The sequence below is a fragment of the Polycladomyces abyssicola genome (assembly GCF_018326425.1).
Taxonomy (GTDB): Bacteria; Bacillota; Bacilli; order Thermoactinomycetales; family JIR-001; genus Polycladomyces; species Polycladomyces abyssicola.
In genome coordinates, this window is sequence record NZ_AP024601.1 from 2,349,942 (window position 1) to 2,365,078 (window position 15,137).

Consider the following 15,137-nt stretch of genomic DNA (forward strand, 5'->3'; position numbering starts at 1 on the left):
CCTTTTTATTGCAAAAGCCATGCCACAATGGCGATTCCCAAACATCTTAAAAAAAGGGGTCATCACCCACCTTCAAATAAGTCAAAAAATAAGTCGATTTCGGTTTATAAACCGAAATCGACTTAAGAGGAACCCTTTTCTCTGATTCCGTATTTGTATGCCTTTCGCATGGCTGTGGACTGGCTGATTCCCAAATTCTGCGCCACCTGATAAGAGCTGTGGAATCGTTCATAAGCCTCGGCCAAAATCTCACGTTCCAGGTGGGAGATGAAATCGTTCAAAGATTGAAAGGAACGGTTAAAACCGGACAGGTTGTAGATTTCCCCGTTAATCTCCGGGACCATTACCCGAGACCGGCTACCATGGGAATCAACGTTTCGATTTTCCCGTATTTCCGGAATATATTCCGGTCGAATCGCATCCTCCGGACAGGTGATGACCAGCCGCTCCACCATATTGGCCAGCTCCCTAACATTCCCCGGCCACTCGTATTCCTGCAGCTTCTCAAAAACTTCCGGAACAAAATAACAAGACTTGCGGTACTTGCGGTTATACTTGTCCAGAAAGTGAATCAACAACGGTTTAATGTCGTTTTTCCGCCTTCGAAGAGGAGGAATTTCGATCGGAACCACGCTGATCCGATAATAGAGATCCTCCCTGAACTCCCCCCTTTTCACCATTTCTTTTAAATCGCGGTTCGTTGCGGCGATGATTCTCACGTTGATTTGAACAGACCGTGTTCCCCCCACTCTTCGAACCTTTTTTTCCTGAATCACGCGCAAGAGTTTTACTTGCATCGCCAGAGGAAGTTCCCCAATCTCATCCAAAAACAAGGTTCCGTTATCCGCCAGCTCGAACATCCCCGGTTTCCCCTCTTTTCGGGCTCCGGTGAAAGCCCCTCCCTCGTAACCGAACAATTCCGACTCGATCAATTCTTCCGGAATCGCACCGCAATTGACGGTGATAAAGGACCCACTTTCATACCGGCTGCTGTTTTTATGGATCATCTGGGCAAATACTTCTTTGCCGACTCCGGATTCCCCCAACAGCAAAACGGTTGCGTCGGTTCCGGCCACTCTCATCGCCAAATGATAAGCCTGCTGCATGGCCACATCGTTCATCACAATGGAGGGTTCTTCCTTCAGGTACAGCTTCCTCAATTCGGACAGTTCTTTACGATACCTCTCCGACAACTTGCGCGTCTCGTCCAGTTCATCCCGAAGGCGATTTAATTCGGTCACATCACGGATATTGGTAATCACCCGTACAACCCGGCCTTCGTTGTCAAAGACCGGATTCCCCGTAATGATCAGCACTTTCCCTTGTTTATTGGCTTGTACGGTGCTGACGGTTTTTCCTGTTTTCAACACTTCCAGTGTCACGGACTTTTTCAATATTCCCCTTTTTTCCAGGTATCGAACATCTTTCCCCACATAATACTCCTTCGGAATCCCCGTAAGCCTTTCAATCGCGGAGTTCGTGTGAAGCGTGATCCCGTTGTGGTCTGTGATATAAATACAGTCATAGGAATTTTCGATGAGGGTGTCCAAATCCAACCCGTTGGGCGTCGATTGAGGAGGATGTCCTTCACCAGCAACCCTTTCCAGCAAGTAAAGAAACCAGCCCTCCGGTTCATCCAGTGCACAGTAACGAATCCGGTATCTCTTGCCGCCGATCTGTTGCAGTTCCGGATCTTCCTTGAAAGCAGTTGCTTGAATGAACGAAGCCCAGGATCGATAATCCAGTTTTTCCTTTTCAAACAATTGGAGCAACTCTTGGTTTCCGTAACGAATCATACCCAAGTCGTCCACGACTGCCATAGGACAGGGTGTCTGGTGCCAAAGATGCTTCCAATCGTGAAGTTTCTCAGCCATCGCCTACCCCCTTCACAAAATGAATCCCCGAACGCTGCTGACTCAAGCTAATCTCTTTTGAAGACATCGATCCCCTCTTGTTGTTCTTTTATTTTAACAGACGCCGAAGGTCACTGTTGTATGCTACGAACAGAAAAACCCGAAGCGGACAAGTACCGCATCGGGTTCACGAGTATCGTTCGCAAATAGTCTTCTTTCCACAGAACTGGAAAAGATCGAAGCATGCTTCGATCCCACAAAAGTCCAGAGACTCTCGTCTTAAGCTCCGTATCAACAACCAGAGTCACTCGATGGGAAATACGACAGCTCCCCTAAATGACAGCCGTCAACACCCTCCCGCACAAGGCGGCGTGCGGTCGGGTTTCCATTGGTTGGCAGCACAACCAACTTCGTCGAAGTTGACGTCACGACCCACTTCATGCACCTGCAGCCAAAACTCAGCCACACAATCCAATGGGTGGGTCACCGCCTCCGGGTCGGTGAAGAAATAGGTAATTTCTTCGTCTGTATCCTCACCCACCGCAAAGGTGACATACAACACTATACAAGGGACCGTTCCCTTAGCCGGATCGTGAATGTCGAATCGCGCCTCGTGACTGATCGTCAACGCCGACAGAGAATGTTCCCTTTCCTCCGTTTTCCCGTCCTGCCGGCGAAAACGGATGCGCAACAGATCCTGTTCCTCCAAAATTTCGAACGATTCTGCCGTTCCGAACACATGCAATGCCTGCTGCGGGATACTGATCGTGCCCACCATCAGGTTTTTGCATTGGGATATCGCTTTTTTCAGCTTGGCGTCTAAGTCTTTCGGGTACATTTCCCGGGCTGTCTCCTGAAAATTGACTACATATCCGTGGGGAAACACCTTCATGATACCGGTCTCCTTCGTCTCCAGCTGCCCTCGATTATACCGAAGGTGAGAGTCCGGTTCAACTCGTCTGCCGATTGGCTTTGCGTTCTTTTTCCAATTGTCTCAGTACCACCCGGCGAATCTTGCCGCTGGTCGTTTTGGGCAATTCTGTGACAAACTCGATTTCCCTGGGGTATTTGTATGGGGCGGTTACCCGTTTTACATGTTCCTGCAGTTCCCGAACCAGATCGTCGGAGGCATCCTCCTGCCGTTTCAGGATGACGAACGCCTTGACGATCGATCCCCGAATCGGATCCGGACTGGCCACCACGGCACATTCCTGCACTGCCGGATGTTTGACCAGGGCGTCCTCCACTTCAAACGGCCCAATCGTGTAGCCCGAACTGATAATAATGTCGTCGGAGCGGCCCTCGAACCAGAAATACCCGTCTTCGTCCTTACGCGCCTGATCGCCTGTCAGATACCAGTCCCCCCGGAAGGCTTTCGCCGTTCGCTCCGGATCACGGAAATATCCCTTGAATAACGCTGGGGTATCTTTGTGAACGGCGATATCCCCCACCTGTCCGACCGGCACCGGATTACCCTCCTCATCGATGACGGCCACGCGGTTACCGGGTGTGGGTTTACCCATCGACCCCGGCTTCACCTTCATTCCCTTAAGCGTTCCCACCAGAAGTGTGTTTTCCGTCTGACCGTAACCGTCCCGCACTTCAACATTGAAATAACGGCGGAACGTATCGATCACTTCCCTGTTCAGAGGTTCTCCGGCACTGACGGCACTGCGCAGTGACGACAGATCGTATCGCTCCAAGCCGTCCACTTTAGCCATCAGTCGGTACTCGGTCGGCGTACAGCAGAGGACGTTCACTTTGTATTGCTCCATCAGGGAGAGATACTTTTCTGCGGAAAACCTTCCCTGATAAACAAGTGCCGTGGCACCGGATCCCAGAGTAGCGATAAACGGACTCCACACCCATTTGGCCCATCCTGGACCCGCTGTCGCCCATACCACATCTGATGGACGGATATCCAGCCACAGCTTGGCCGCTGCCTGATGAGCAATCGCCCAACTGTGGTGATGGATCACACCTTTGGGACCGCCGGTGGTACCGGATGTATAAGCCAAAAAAGCCACGTCGTCACTGCGAGTGCGGGGAAGTTCCACCGGTTCCCTCTCCACCGAATCCAGTGGTTCCCAACCTTCTGTCTCAGCTGTACCCACCACCCATCGATGCAACAGGAACGGGCAATCCTGGGCCGCCTCGTCCACTCGTTGCGTGAGCGACGCATCGGCAATCACCGCTTTGACTTCTGCATGTTGCAAACGGTAACGAATATCCGACGGTTGCAGCATTTCGGAGCCGGGCAATACAACCAAACCCGCTTTCAACACGCCCAAATAGGCAGTATAAGCAGCGGGGTGACGCGGTAACAAGATCATGACCCGGTCGCCCTTGGACAATCCTTTTGCAAGCAAACCACTGGCCAATCGGTCGGAACGCTGTTTCAATTCACCATAAGTGACGGTTTGACGCTCTCCTTTGTCATTCTCCCACAAAATGGCCGCTTTATCCGGGGATTGAGCGTGTCGGTCTACATCCTGCGCCAGGTTGTAATATGTCGGAATTTCGATGATACGATCCATTCAAGCATCGCCTCCCGGGTAGTGGTAACGCTTTCAATAATTACGACAGTGACGATTCCAAATCCTCTGAAATTAACTGGAAATGAAATGGGCAGCGACATAAGTCGCTGCCCGATACCAGATGATAAAATTGTTCAGGTTAAACCGTACGGCCTCCACCCAGTTGAGATTCGGCCAAGGCAACCAGACGTTTCGTGATTTCACCACCAACAGAACCGTTGGCACGGGAGGTCGTGTCCGGCCCCAGTTGAACACCGAACTCAGAAGCGATTTCATACTTCATTTGGTCCAGCGCTTGGGCGGCACCTTGGACCAGCAGTTGGTTGTTGTTGCGGTCACGTTGTTGCGGCATGATTTTCACCTCCTTGATTCTGTACCTTTATGTTGCGGTTTTGTCTGGAGATCAATGCGTGTGAAATTATGGTGAAACTGAGAAACCGTTCATCTCGATTTCGGGGAATCCGGCGTATTTCCACCCGCTGTCACGTCTCCATCCCACATGCGCGGGGGTTTGTGTCCATCGATAGAAATGGGCGGTTCCTTGCCTGTTTTGTCCACAAAACGGCTTTCTTTTTTCGGTTGTCCTTTCCGGTGTGTCACTCCTGATCCCTCCTTTACAAACGGGCACCCATTGACTCCAGCAATGCCCTCATTTCTTCCAGCCGCGATTCCTCCACCACGGCAGTGACCAACACATCCTCATCCGTCTGCCATCCACTTCCATCCGCCATGCCGCTGGCACTGGGATGAGCGGACGCCAATACACCCGCATCGGGACTGGAAATGTAGGCGTCCATCACGTTCTGGGCCAAAGATGAAAGCGGTTCTGCGATCGGGTTGTCCAAATCACGTTCCTCCGTTGAAGGAAAAACCGAAAAGCGATCCACCTGGACATTCTCGACTCCATGGCGTTTCAATTCATCCGCTGCTTTTTTCGCCTGTTCCTCCGTATGGAAATAAGCCAAAATTCCTCGTTCTTTCAAGATCTCACCTCCAACCAAAGAGGTTCGTCTCCTCTTAATATGACGATGATTGATATCAAGGTATGCGCCCGACGCCGATGACATTTTTTGCGTAATGAGAAATGGGCGATTTAACCCGTAACACCCGCCCATGGAGTACATATCTTGACACTGAGCAAATCACACCAATGACATGGTTAAGGTGAGGGTGAAAGATGTGGAATCCGTTTGTGCAACAGGAGCGATATTGGCAACCTTACGTAAGTCCATTTGACCCGTGTCATCCCATTCGTGTCAAAAAATACGTTGTTCCACCTAACCAATATATCCCGTTCCAACCCCCCAATCTTCCCCAGTTCCCCCCTGAAATGGCACTTCGACGCGGTACGTTGTGGCCGCTGTTGTACAGTCCGTACCGAAAGACACGTTTCGACGGGGGCAATGAGAGATGAGCAAAATGAGCAAAGAATATTATCAGCTCCTGCATCAATTGCAGGTGGTTGACTTCGTCCTGGTGGAATTGAACCTGTATCTGGATACCCATCCCGGAGATACACGTACGATTCAGCAGTATAACAGCTATGCACAAAAACGATCTCAGCTCAAAAAGGAGTTTGAGTCCCGATTCGGCCCGCTGACCCATTTTGGTCACAGTTATAATCAGTATCCGGGAGGATGGAACGAAGGCCCATGGCCTTGGGAAGTTTAGATGTCCAATCGCTAAGCCGCTAACATCAAGATCCGAGCTAACATGAAAGAGAGACTGCAATGGAGGGAACTGATGTGTGGATTTATGAAAAGAAGTTGCAGTATCCGGTGCGCGTCAGCCAATGCAATCCCAAACTAGCCAAATATCTGATCGAGCAATACGGGGGAGCCGACGGTGAATTAGCCGCCGCATTGCGCTATCTCAACCAACGCTACACTTTGCCCGACAAGGTTAAGGGATTGTTGACCGACATCGGCACTGAAGAATTTGCTCACTTGGAAATGATCGCCACCATGGTCTACAAACTGACCAAAGATGCCTCACCCGAAGAGATGAAAGCGGCAGGGTTGGGCGATCACTATGCCGATCACGATCGTGCACTCTTCTACCATAATGCTGCCGGCAATCCGTTTACCGCCACCTACATCCAAGCCAAAGGAGATCCCATCGCCGATTTGTACGAGGACATCGCCGCGGAGGAAAAAGCACGCGCTACGTATCAATGGCTGATCGACATGTCGGACGACCCGGATGTCAATGACGCCCTCAAATTCCTGCGGGAACGGGAAGTGGTTCATGCCCAACGCTTCCGCGAGGCAGTGGAAATCCTGAAGGAACATCGGGCACAGAAGCAGTATTTTTGAGTAAAATGATAAAAGCTCCCCGGAGGGAGCTTTGGCTTTTTGTATCCAACTTCAACTGATCTGTCTCAATCTCAATTGATCCCGCTGTTTTTTCAATTGCTGAATCTCTTCCCATAAATCCGCCTGTGCCAAAAATTCGTGGCGTTGCACGGCCAACTTGTACTCCTGTTTGGCTCTTTCCAACCTTTCTTCAATTTCCCGCAGTGGTTCCGCCGCCATCATGCAACACCTCTTTGCTGTAGAATGAATACAGCCCAAGGAGTGTGCCCACAAAGAAGGGCTAGATGTTGATTACCCTTTTTTCACCTCTGCGAAACCCTTTTTTTATGACAAAAAACGAATCTTGTCGAGATCTTTCCGAATGCGGGAGCGAGAAGGCATGAGGATGGGAAAAAACGACATCGATTGGGACAATCCACACCTGATCGTCATTGACCACCGACAGATTTCTGATACAATTAAAATTCCCTCGGACAAATCAAACGATCATATGACGAATTTCCGAAAGGAGTTATTTTGATGTCGGTTCATCCCCAATACATCCCATCATTTTTGGAGGAATTCCGGTTGTTGAAACTGGAGAGCATGATGCGGGACCTTCACAAGCTGAGTTCGGACGAACTGAAACGAATCCACGAGGAAATCGAGCGCATCCTATCCTCTCGTGAGGAGTAAATGACGCAATGAATCATCAGAGTCCCGCAGCCAAATTGTTGATCCAAGCCTACAAGCACATCGATGAAGCAAGAAACCTGCTGGAAGAAGTAATCAACCAGATGGGACAGCACCAGATCGCGATGTCTTCTCTACCGGAAGATATTCGGCACCTGGTCCATGTTGCTTTGCAATTGTCCCCCGAACAGCGGAAGACCCTGCAACGTTTTCTGGAATCCCTCAAAGACAACGATTGACACCTCCAAAAACTGAAACATTACACCTTCTCCGGTATTTCAAGTCACTTTTGGGTCGTTTATCCCCTGCTCCCTTTCAACTTCTCCCATATCATGATTCAAACTGTTTTCAAACCGCCGCTCCGGCGTTGATTGTTCCACATTTCTCCTGAGGCTTGTGCCCCATTTTTCTTTGTGGAACATCAGCGCTTTTTTTCTGGTTTCCGCAAAAAGAACACAAGCCGATTCCCTGCTTGGATAAAAGGCAGGATCACGGCTTTTGTCAGCTTAAAAATTCAATTCGACAATTGTTTCCATCGAAACGAAAATATTAAAATCTGATCACGAATTTTTGTTTCGAGGTGATTTCGTGGTAGTATGTAGTTGTCGAACTAATACAGAAGTACGAAATAAGTCGTACATCTTAGCAGCATCGACAGAGGCGAACAATCGAGTCCCCGGTGTGACACGGTCGGGAGCTTGTATGCGGATGTAATCATGTTGGACAAACCGTTCCAACATACTCCGCCATTGTTGTTCGCTTCCGAGATGCTCACGAAATGATGCGTGGAGTTGATTGACCGATACGACGGGAGGCGATTGACGCCTCATCTCCGGATCCAAACGGGGATAGATCAACAGTCCCCACAAGATGACCAAAGCCGCTTTGGAGGTGATGTCCCAATCGCGATGAACAGGCACTTCAGAACTGTTCTCCTCATGACGGTTGCCGGAAAGCGGATAACGGGTTGTCAGTAATGAACTGATTTCATTCACTCTCAATTCCAATTCCACGTCCTCCTTCCTTGGCTGACAACAAATATTTTCATAAGTGCTTCGGATATGTATGAAAATCCATATTCAGTATCTGTATGGGCAATTTGGTTGACAATTATACTTTTTTAATCATATTTTTGGTTATTACTAGTGTTGATTCCCTTTTTTATGTTGATTATGGAGAAAAACCTCGTTTTCAAACTAAAATTTAGTCGAAAAAAGGAGTATATTAGTGGAAAAGGTTGTTTCAATTTTGTTATATTGAAATAGAGAAATTATTAAGGCTGAGAGGGGGAAACACATGTTTGACACAAAAAAAGGAAAATATACAGATGAAGAAAACGAAACGATCATAGAGGCGATTAACCGGGGATTGGCCCAAGGTCGCCGTGAGCGGGACATTTTAAAAGAACTGGCTGATACTTTGAACCGCGGCTACGCTGGTATCATGTCTCACGTACGCAAACTACGGACGGAATTCCCGGAACGATTTCCATCAAATTACCAAAATGGCCATTCCCCCAATGGTCGAATGAACAGTTGGTCCGAAGAGGAAGAGGAAACGGTCATTCAAACCGTCAACCGTTACTTGGATGAAGGCAAATCTTTGTCGTCCGCCATAGCGGCATTGGAAAAACAGTTGTCCCGTACACAAGGAGCCATCTATCAACGGATTTATACCTTGCGCAGAAAATATCCGGACCGTTTCAACCGCTTGCCGGAACAACGTCCGCGTAGGCGACGTCGTCTGCAGGACTGGCAAATCCAACGCCCGGAGATCCGTTCGTTGGACGGTACATACTCCAAACAGCAGATAGAGGATATCCGGCAGGAGATCGCCGCTTCCCATGAACAAGAGAATCCCGTCAAGGTCGAGACGAATGAGTTCTCATCCCCCCGTTATGAGCCTTCTTCTGAAGAGAAAATGATTTTAAAAGCTTTTGAAAAGAAATTCGGAAAACCCAACGCAACCACTCGTGACAAGCTGTTGCATTTGATGCGCAAGTTCGGTTGTACCCGCGTTTCCATCGCCTTGTTCACGATTACCGAGGACAAAGCGTTTCCGGCTGTGGTTGTGGATTTTTTGGAGCAAAATCTGGGAAAAAATCACACGATGTAAAGCGGGCCAATCATTTGACAAAGCGTTTTCTCTTGGATTTATGCAAAAAAAGGGCGCGTTTTCCCGCCATGAGTCCATCTATCATACTGATGGACTGGGCGGAAAAACGCGCCCTTCCTTCAATTTTTTTGCTTCACTCGAACCGGGATGCTGGCACATAACACGGTTGTTCGATCTCCTCCCCTGGATTGGGGTCGCACTTCCACTTGACCGACCACATCGAAACCGAAATCATCACACAGCTCGATCAGGCGGATCCGAAATTGTTTCAATTTGGCCTCGTCGATTTCCGACCGTTGATAGCTCAAAACGAGAGACAAACGATCATCCGCCGTGGGTGCGGTGGGCTGATCCTTGTCCCTGCTGAACATATTGAGAAACGCCACGGACTTCACCTCAATTTAACGCACTCGCGATATGAAACAACCGTTTGATTCGAGAGATCAACCCACTTTCCTCCAACTCCAAAAACGGGACTTCTTCTCCGTTGATTCTGCGGGCAATATTGGAAAATGCCTTGCCCGCCAACGACTTCTGATCCAAAATGACAGGTTCACCCGTGTTGGATGAACGAATGATGCGTTTGTCCTCAGGCACAATACCCAACAGATTGATGGCCAGATGGTTTTGGACCCGTTCCACACTCAACATGTCACCGTCACGCACCATCCCGGGCTGCACTCGGTTGACGATCAAATCGATCTGTTTGAGATCCGCCGCTTCCAACAGACCGATGACACGGTCAGAATCACGTACTGACGGAATTTCGGGGTTGACCACCAAGATGGCACGGTCAGCAGCAGCGATGGCATTCCGAAAACCGCCTTCGATTCCTGCAGGTGAGTCGATCAAGATGTAATCAAACTCGTTTCGCAGTTCATCCACCACTTGTTTAATCTGTGCCGGTGTAACCTCTTCTTTGTAGCGCGTTTGCGCCGCAGGCAACAGGGCTAAATCTGGATATTCCTTGTGGCGAACCAATGCTTGCCGCAGTTTACCCGTACCTTCGATCACGTCTACCAAATCATATACGATGCGATTTTCCAACCCCAGCATCAAATCCAGCTTTCGAAGACCGATATCAGTGTCTACCAGACATACCTTTTTACCGAGTTGTGCCAATCCCAGGCCGACCGAAGCGACGGTCGTCGACTTTCCCACACCGCCTTTACCACTCGTAATGGTAATCGCGACAGATTCGTGCTTCATTACTCGTTACCCCTTTCCCCAACCCTCTGTCTCGATTCGACTCATCCCGCCTCCAGTCGGGTGCTCTTACACCCATGCGGGGAATCTGCTTCGGAAAGCTAGGGGTTGTGTCATCCAAACCCTCTTTGCGGCTAACTCCGCAAAGATGTGCACCGATTATGTACACGCGGGTAACGAGACCCGAGATCATACGGCGATCACCCAAGCCTGAAAACAACAAGAATCCTGCTGTTATGACACACCCCTAAAGATTACCTATTATTGTATCAAACATAGCATAGTGACAAAAGACAAATTTTACCTTAAAAACAGGTCCTCCCTCCGCATTTCCGGGACAGGTGTCGAAACGTGTATCATACCCACTTTTTTCTTTTCAAAGAAAGTTTTTCGTCACGCACCAGCCCGTGTCCTGCCAAACCGCCATTCTTTCTCAACTAGACTGGAAAAAAACTTCTCCGCATGTGTCGCATCGTGTCGCCTGCGGGTTGATTTGGATACCGCATCCTGGACAAACCACGATTTCTTCAAAACCTGTAGATAGTTGCGTTTGGGAATGAACGGCAGCTGTAGCGTGAGAATCAGTATTGCTGTTGGGACCGGTTTGAGGCTTGGAATGAGCGGTGTCGCCAGCTGATGACAGATCCAAGTTGATTTTTGGCAGGGTATACTCTCGAAAATCCATTTCTCTCCCGGTGCGTTGAGACTCGGAAGTCACACGGGATGTTGGTTGTTCGACTCTGGGTGAATCCGGTTCGGGAGTGTGTGCGCGGTTATGTACGGGTCGCTCTGAAGAAACATATTCTTGAACCGAGAATGTCTTTCCGCAACTCGGACATGTGTCCAAACTCTTGTCGATTACCGTTTGGCAAGCCGGACACGCCCGTTTCCCTTTCACGTCCAACAATTCTTGTTCCAAAATCTCCACCTGCTGTTTGAGGTCCCGTATCGCATCCAACAATTCACGTATGTGCGCATTTAACACAAACTCGGACTGTGATTCCCATACTTCCGACACCGCTTGTCCCAAACGGCGGTACAGTCGGTCGATGTCCTCTTTTTTCACCTTGATTTTCATGCTCAACCGACTGATCTCCAACATCTGTTGCGATTTATGACCGGCCGTTTCCATGCCCTTTTCCAAACGGTCTTTCAATTCTTTCAGCAGTTTCACGGGGGTTCCCTCCTTTTATCCGTCAAATCCTGAAAGGATGTTGGTTGTGTGTTTATACACTCTATTATAAAGCTTTTTTGCCATTGGTTTCCGGTCTAATTTTGATGGTTTTTCGCCAAACAAAGAAAAGGCCTGAGCACATACGCTCAGGAAACATGACAAATTTCTAAAAGAACCGGCAACCCTTTAGTCCAGCCACTCTCCGGGAGAAAAGGGACCTGGAGGCGGCCCGTCAAAAAACGGTTCCGGGGGCGGTGGTGGCGGTGGCGGCGGTCCCAATACACCCGGTCCAGGGGGCGGTCCCCATCTGTTTTTAAATCCCGGCCCTTTCAAACCTATAGGCGGGAAGAACGGTCTCGGCACTCTTTTCCCAAAAAATCCAAACAATAGCGCCACTCCTTTCTTCGACTGCAAGCAAGCAACCAACGGGCCTGTTCCTATCCTATGAAAGGAGGGCGGTATCCGTCTGGTCAACCGCTGAGGGCGGATATGGAATTGAGACGAACGAGGGATCTTACGGAAAAAACCGGCTGAAAGCCGTGTCGGTGTTAACGAAACACCCTTACCTGATCGGGGGAGCATGATCCCCTGCTGCATGTTTTTCCATTGGGGAATGTGAGATGGAAGGCGTGATTTTGAGACCTGCTTTCAACCACCATGCGCCGAGGAACAACAAAGCGGCGGTTACGTAAAATATTCCGTTAATACCGATCCATCCGGACAAGTAACCGCAAGTGACGGGTCCCAGCATATTTCCCAAAGAAACGGCACTGGTACTGTAACCGTATGCAGTACTTTCTTTCCCTTTCGGGGCATATTGACGCACCAACGTGTTGAGCGAAGGCAACAGCCCACCGACGCACATACCCAACAAGAAGCGCAGCAGTAAGAGTTGCCACACATGATGCACCCAGGCGTGAGGGATAAAGAGTACTGCCGCCCCGAGCATCGCGAAAAACAACACTTTTTCCGAACCATACCGGTCACCCAACCGGCCCAAAACCGGCGATGCCAACATATTGGCCAAACCGGTGACAGCCGTCACCAGTCCGGCAAAGAAAGCCACATAGCCGCCAGGCGCTCCCAATTCCGATACGTACCTCGGCATCTGCGGCATCGGTCCCAATACGGCAAACTGCAACAGAAAACCGACCGTAAACAGGATGACCAATGGACGCTGGTGCAAGATGGCTGAACCCTCAGCCCAAAAGCCAGCAGATTCGCCGGTCGGTTCAGGTCGCTTCTCTTCTTTGACCGCCAACAATACGACCAGGGTCGCCAGTCCGAGCAGGGTACCGGTCAGGAAAAAGATTTCGCGAAAACCGATTACTTCCGCCAAAATGCCGCCGATAAACGGCCCCATGATCGAACCGGCCACCGCTCCGGACTGCAACAAACCGAGCGCATATCCGGCATGTTCTTTGGGCGTATTGGTGGCCGTCAATGAGATGGAAGCAGGAATAAATCCGGAAATCGTACCGTTCAACATGCGTAATAGCAACAGTTGCAGTGGCGAAGTGGCCAATCCCATCAGCATGATCACGACCGACATGCCGAATCCCGACCGCAACACCATAATCTTTCGGCCGTATCGGTCCGCCAGTGTGCCCCACACCGGTGCCATCAAAAACGAAGTCAAAAAATTGGCACCAAATACCAATCCCGCCCACAGTTGTATCTCCGCAGGATTCTTCATGCCCAAATCCCGTTCCAGATACAACGGCAGAAACGGGACGATCATCGACATCGCGCTCAAAACCAAAAACTGCGATACCATGAGAATGTACAAGTTTCGTCGCCAAATGGGCATAAAGGTCCTCTCCCGAGTTTTGTCTTTCGCTTTCCTGCTATTTCGCTGAGCGAAATATTAAGATGAGAAAAAGCCGCCCTTTCGCGGGCAGCTATTTTTCCGTCTTGGTTCCAACTGCTGATCCATCCTTCGACTTTTCCAATGTACGTTGAAAATCGGTCGTCCATTCGCGCCGCAGGGAACGTTCCACGCGTGTGACGTACGGAAGTCGTTCAATTTTTCGGATCGTCTGATCCGATTTGCGGCCGTCGATGTAGAGATATACATATTTCAACCGCTTGGAGACAAAATGGATGTTTCCCATACGCCGCAATGAACGCGCTGCCTTCAGATCTTTGACCCACACAGCCAAACCCAGCCGGTCAGAAAAAGGAAACGACATGATCGGCTCTCCTTTTTGTGCCGTGTTTTGCAAAGGTTGTTCACCTTTTGGAAAGGCAGTGCATTACACTAAATATGGTAACATGTCAGCTCTACCCAGATCAACTGACGAACATTTCCTGTACCTATACCTATTTAAGATCGGATTTGGTACAATAGGTGGAACAATGGGTCGACGGCGGACCATACCGCCAATCTGGAAATGGGAGTGTGACGAACAGGCGGCATCCCGCCAGTTCCTCATGAAATCCACAACGCTGTATGAACGTCTTGCGACACAGTTGAAAGCATCCCCTGTTTGCGCCGATGTTCGGCTCCGAACATTTGCCGGCGTCCATTTTCTGTATTTGCAACCGGCTGATGGCCGTCAGCCCCACGAACTGGACGGGCTGTTGGAACAGATGGCGAACGAGCTGATCAAAGGGACGGAATGGTCTTTCGCCTGTCATTTCGTACGTTCCTCGGGCGACACGCGTGTATACCGAATTCAGTTTCGCGTACCGGACATCAAGAGTTTTTGCTGCGGCAATCAGTGCCCTCAGTGCATCCTACTCCGCCCTAGAAAGTGAATCCGCAGCGTTTTACCGACGTGTTCCCGTCGAGCGGATCATTGGCGGGCACTTTGATCGACTCGGATACCGAATGGGCGATCGTCCGGCTCACTTGATGCAGCAATTGGTCCAATACTGCTTCTGCTTCCAAATAAGCTGCGATCAGCGGATGCTTCCGCATGCGGCGTTGAAGCGCTTCGGCTTCTTCTTTGGCCGCATGATAATCGGGATGGTAATGCCCGAACCGCTGGCATTCTTCAAAACGTTCCTTTTTCTTTTGAAACTCCCGAATCAGCGCTTGTACCTGCGCATCCTCGCGGAGTTGTTTTTTTAGCTGCAAATAACGGGACACTTCCTCGGATTCAATGATCTGATCAGCCAAACGATAGGTTTCCAGTAGAATTTCGGTCATATCGAGCGATGCCATCGCATCATCCCTCCATGCCCCCATTGTACCACAATCCCATTCATTCCAGTGTGTGTTTGGTGTGTGTACTGTTCACATCGCTTTCCTGGCTCGCTC

The 15,137-nt window shown here is 49.8% G+C and carries 21 protein-coding genes; 7 read left to right on the forward strand and 14 right to left on the reverse strand.

The window, feature by feature from the left end; genetic code table 11:
- Positions 1-122: 122 nt before the first annotated feature.
- From KI215_RS11780 to KI215_RS11805, 6 genes are all read right to left on the reverse strand, one after another.
- Positions 123-1,874 carry a sigma-54 interaction domain-containing protein gene (locus KI215_RS11780; protein ID WP_212772917.1) on the reverse strand — a complete coding sequence of 584 codons (1,752 nt, stop codon included), beginning with the start codon at positions 1,872-1,874 and terminating at the stop codon, positions 123-125.
- A gap of 325 nt (positions 1,875-2,199) precedes the next feature.
- Positions 2,200-2,745, reverse strand: a complete 546-nt coding sequence (locus tag KI215_RS11785; protein ID WP_212772918.1) for a hypothetical protein — start codon at positions 2,743-2,745, stop codon at positions 2,200-2,202.
- Between the two features lie 58 nt (positions 2,746-2,803).
- Entirely contained in the window at positions 2,804-4,390 is a 1,587-nt protein-coding gene (locus KI215_RS11790) for an acetate--CoA ligase (RefSeq protein ID WP_212772919.1), read from the reverse strand.
- A gap of 139 nt (positions 4,391-4,529) precedes the next feature.
- Complete coding sequence (locus KI215_RS11795; protein ID WP_212772920.1) at positions 4,530-4,742, reverse strand: alpha/beta-type small acid-soluble spore protein; 213 nt, start codon at positions 4,740-4,742, stop codon at positions 4,530-4,532.
- Between the two features lie 89 nt (positions 4,743-4,831).
- Positions 4,832-4,990 (reverse strand): hypothetical protein, encoded by a 159-nt coding sequence (locus KI215_RS11800; protein WP_212772921.1) that lies wholly within the window; start codon positions 4,988-4,990, stop codon positions 4,832-4,834.
- A gap of 14 nt (positions 4,991-5,004) precedes the next feature.
- Positions 5,005-5,373 (reverse strand): hypothetical protein, encoded by a 369-nt coding sequence (locus KI215_RS11805; protein WP_212772922.1) that lies wholly within the window; start codon positions 5,371-5,373, stop codon positions 5,005-5,007.
- A 194-nt stretch (positions 5,374-5,567) separates the two neighbouring features.
- On the opposite strand from KI215_RS11805, the gene KI215_RS11810 reads away from it, so the two are divergent.
- The 3 genes from KI215_RS11810 (at position 5,568) to KI215_RS11820 (ending at position 6,705) form a co-directional block, all read left to right on the forward strand.
- Positions 5,568-5,804, forward strand: a complete 237-nt coding sequence (locus KI215_RS11810; RefSeq protein WP_212772923.1) for a spore coat associated protein CotJA — start codon at positions 5,568-5,570, stop codon at positions 5,802-5,804.
- Positions 5,801-6,061, forward strand: a complete 261-nt coding sequence (locus tag KI215_RS11815; RefSeq protein WP_212772924.1) for a spore coat protein CotJB — start codon at positions 5,801-5,803, stop codon at positions 6,059-6,061. The genes KI215_RS11810 and KI215_RS11815 overlap by 4 nt, the downstream gene beginning before the upstream one ends.
- 74 nt (positions 6,062-6,135) lie before the next feature.
- Positions 6,136-6,705 (forward strand): manganese catalase family protein, encoded by a 570-nt coding sequence (locus tag KI215_RS11820; protein ID WP_212772925.1) that lies wholly within the window; start codon positions 6,136-6,138, stop codon positions 6,703-6,705.
- 51 nt (positions 6,706-6,756) lie between these two features.
- Here the strand turns inward: KI215_RS11820 and KI215_RS11825 are convergent, their stop codons facing one another.
- Positions 6,757-6,927, reverse strand: coding sequence for a hypothetical protein (locus KI215_RS11825; RefSeq protein WP_212772926.1), 171 nt, complete (start codon positions 6,925-6,927; stop codon positions 6,757-6,759).
- Positions 6,928-7,224: 297 nt separating this feature from the next.
- Between KI215_RS11825 and KI215_RS11830 the strand changes: the two genes are divergently transcribed.
- Positions 7,225-7,380, forward strand: coding sequence for a hypothetical protein (locus KI215_RS11830; protein ID WP_212772927.1), 156 nt, complete (start codon positions 7,225-7,227; stop codon positions 7,378-7,380).
- 8 nt (positions 7,381-7,388) lie between these two features.
- Positions 7,389-7,616 carry a hypothetical protein gene (locus tag KI215_RS11835; protein ID WP_212772928.1) on the forward strand — a complete coding sequence of 76 codons (228 nt, stop codon included), beginning with the start codon at positions 7,389-7,391 and terminating at the stop codon, positions 7,614-7,616.
- Positions 7,617-7,937: 321 nt separating this feature from the next.
- Here KI215_RS11835 and KI215_RS11840 read toward each other — a convergent pair whose 3' ends face one another.
- Positions 7,938-8,384 (reverse strand): hypothetical protein, encoded by a 447-nt coding sequence (locus KI215_RS11840; RefSeq protein WP_212772929.1) that lies wholly within the window; start codon positions 8,382-8,384, stop codon positions 7,938-7,940.
- Positions 8,385-8,673: 289 nt separating this feature from the next.
- Between KI215_RS11840 and KI215_RS11845 the strand changes: the two genes are divergently transcribed.
- Complete coding sequence (locus KI215_RS11845; protein ID WP_212772930.1) at positions 8,674-9,492, forward strand: hypothetical protein; 819 nt, start codon at positions 8,674-8,676, stop codon at positions 9,490-9,492.
- 119 nt (positions 9,493-9,611) lie between these two features.
- On the opposite strand, the gene KI215_RS11850 is transcribed toward KI215_RS11845, so the two are convergent.
- The 5 genes from KI215_RS11850 to KI215_RS11870 all read right to left on the reverse strand — a co-directional run bounded on the left by KI215_RS11850 (position 9,612) and on the right by KI215_RS11870 (position 14,064).
- Positions 9,612-9,878, reverse strand: coding sequence for a cell division topological specificity factor MinE (locus KI215_RS11850; RefSeq protein WP_212772931.1), 267 nt, complete (start codon positions 9,876-9,878; stop codon positions 9,612-9,614).
- 10 nt (positions 9,879-9,888) lie between these two features.
- Positions 9,889-10,701, reverse strand: a complete 813-nt coding sequence (minD, locus tag KI215_RS11855) for a septum site-determining protein MinD (RefSeq protein ID WP_212772932.1) — start codon at positions 10,699-10,701, stop codon at positions 9,889-9,891.
- A 430-nt stretch (positions 10,702-11,131) separates the two neighbouring features.
- Positions 11,132-11,872 carry a hypothetical protein gene (locus tag KI215_RS11860; protein WP_212772933.1) on the reverse strand — a complete coding sequence of 247 codons (741 nt, stop codon included), beginning with the start codon at positions 11,870-11,872 and terminating at the stop codon, positions 11,132-11,134.
- A gap of 562 nt (positions 11,873-12,434) precedes the next feature.
- On the reverse strand, positions 12,435-13,682 hold the full coding sequence (locus KI215_RS11865; RefSeq protein WP_212772934.1) for an MFS transporter: 1,248 nt from the start codon (positions 13,680-13,682) through the stop codon (positions 12,435-12,437).
- A gap of 91 nt (positions 13,683-13,773) precedes the next feature.
- On the reverse strand, positions 13,774-14,064 hold the full coding sequence (locus KI215_RS11870) for a YlbG family protein (RefSeq protein WP_212772935.1): 291 nt from the start codon (positions 14,062-14,064) through the stop codon (positions 13,774-13,776).
- Positions 14,065-14,230: 166 nt separating this feature from the next.
- On the opposite strand from KI215_RS11870, the gene KI215_RS11875 reads away from it, so the two are divergent.
- Positions 14,231-14,632, forward strand: a complete 402-nt coding sequence (locus KI215_RS11875) for a hypothetical protein (RefSeq protein ID WP_212772936.1) — start codon at positions 14,231-14,233, stop codon at positions 14,630-14,632.
- Here the strand turns inward: KI215_RS11875 and KI215_RS11880 are convergent.
- Positions 14,622-15,041 carry a YlbF/YmcA family competence regulator gene (locus KI215_RS11880; protein WP_212772937.1) on the reverse strand — a complete coding sequence of 140 codons (420 nt, stop codon included), beginning with the start codon at positions 15,039-15,041 and terminating at the stop codon, positions 14,622-14,624. The two genes, KI215_RS11875 and KI215_RS11880, sit on opposite strands and share 11 nt — an antisense overlap.
- Positions 15,042-15,137 lie beyond the last annotated feature (96 nt).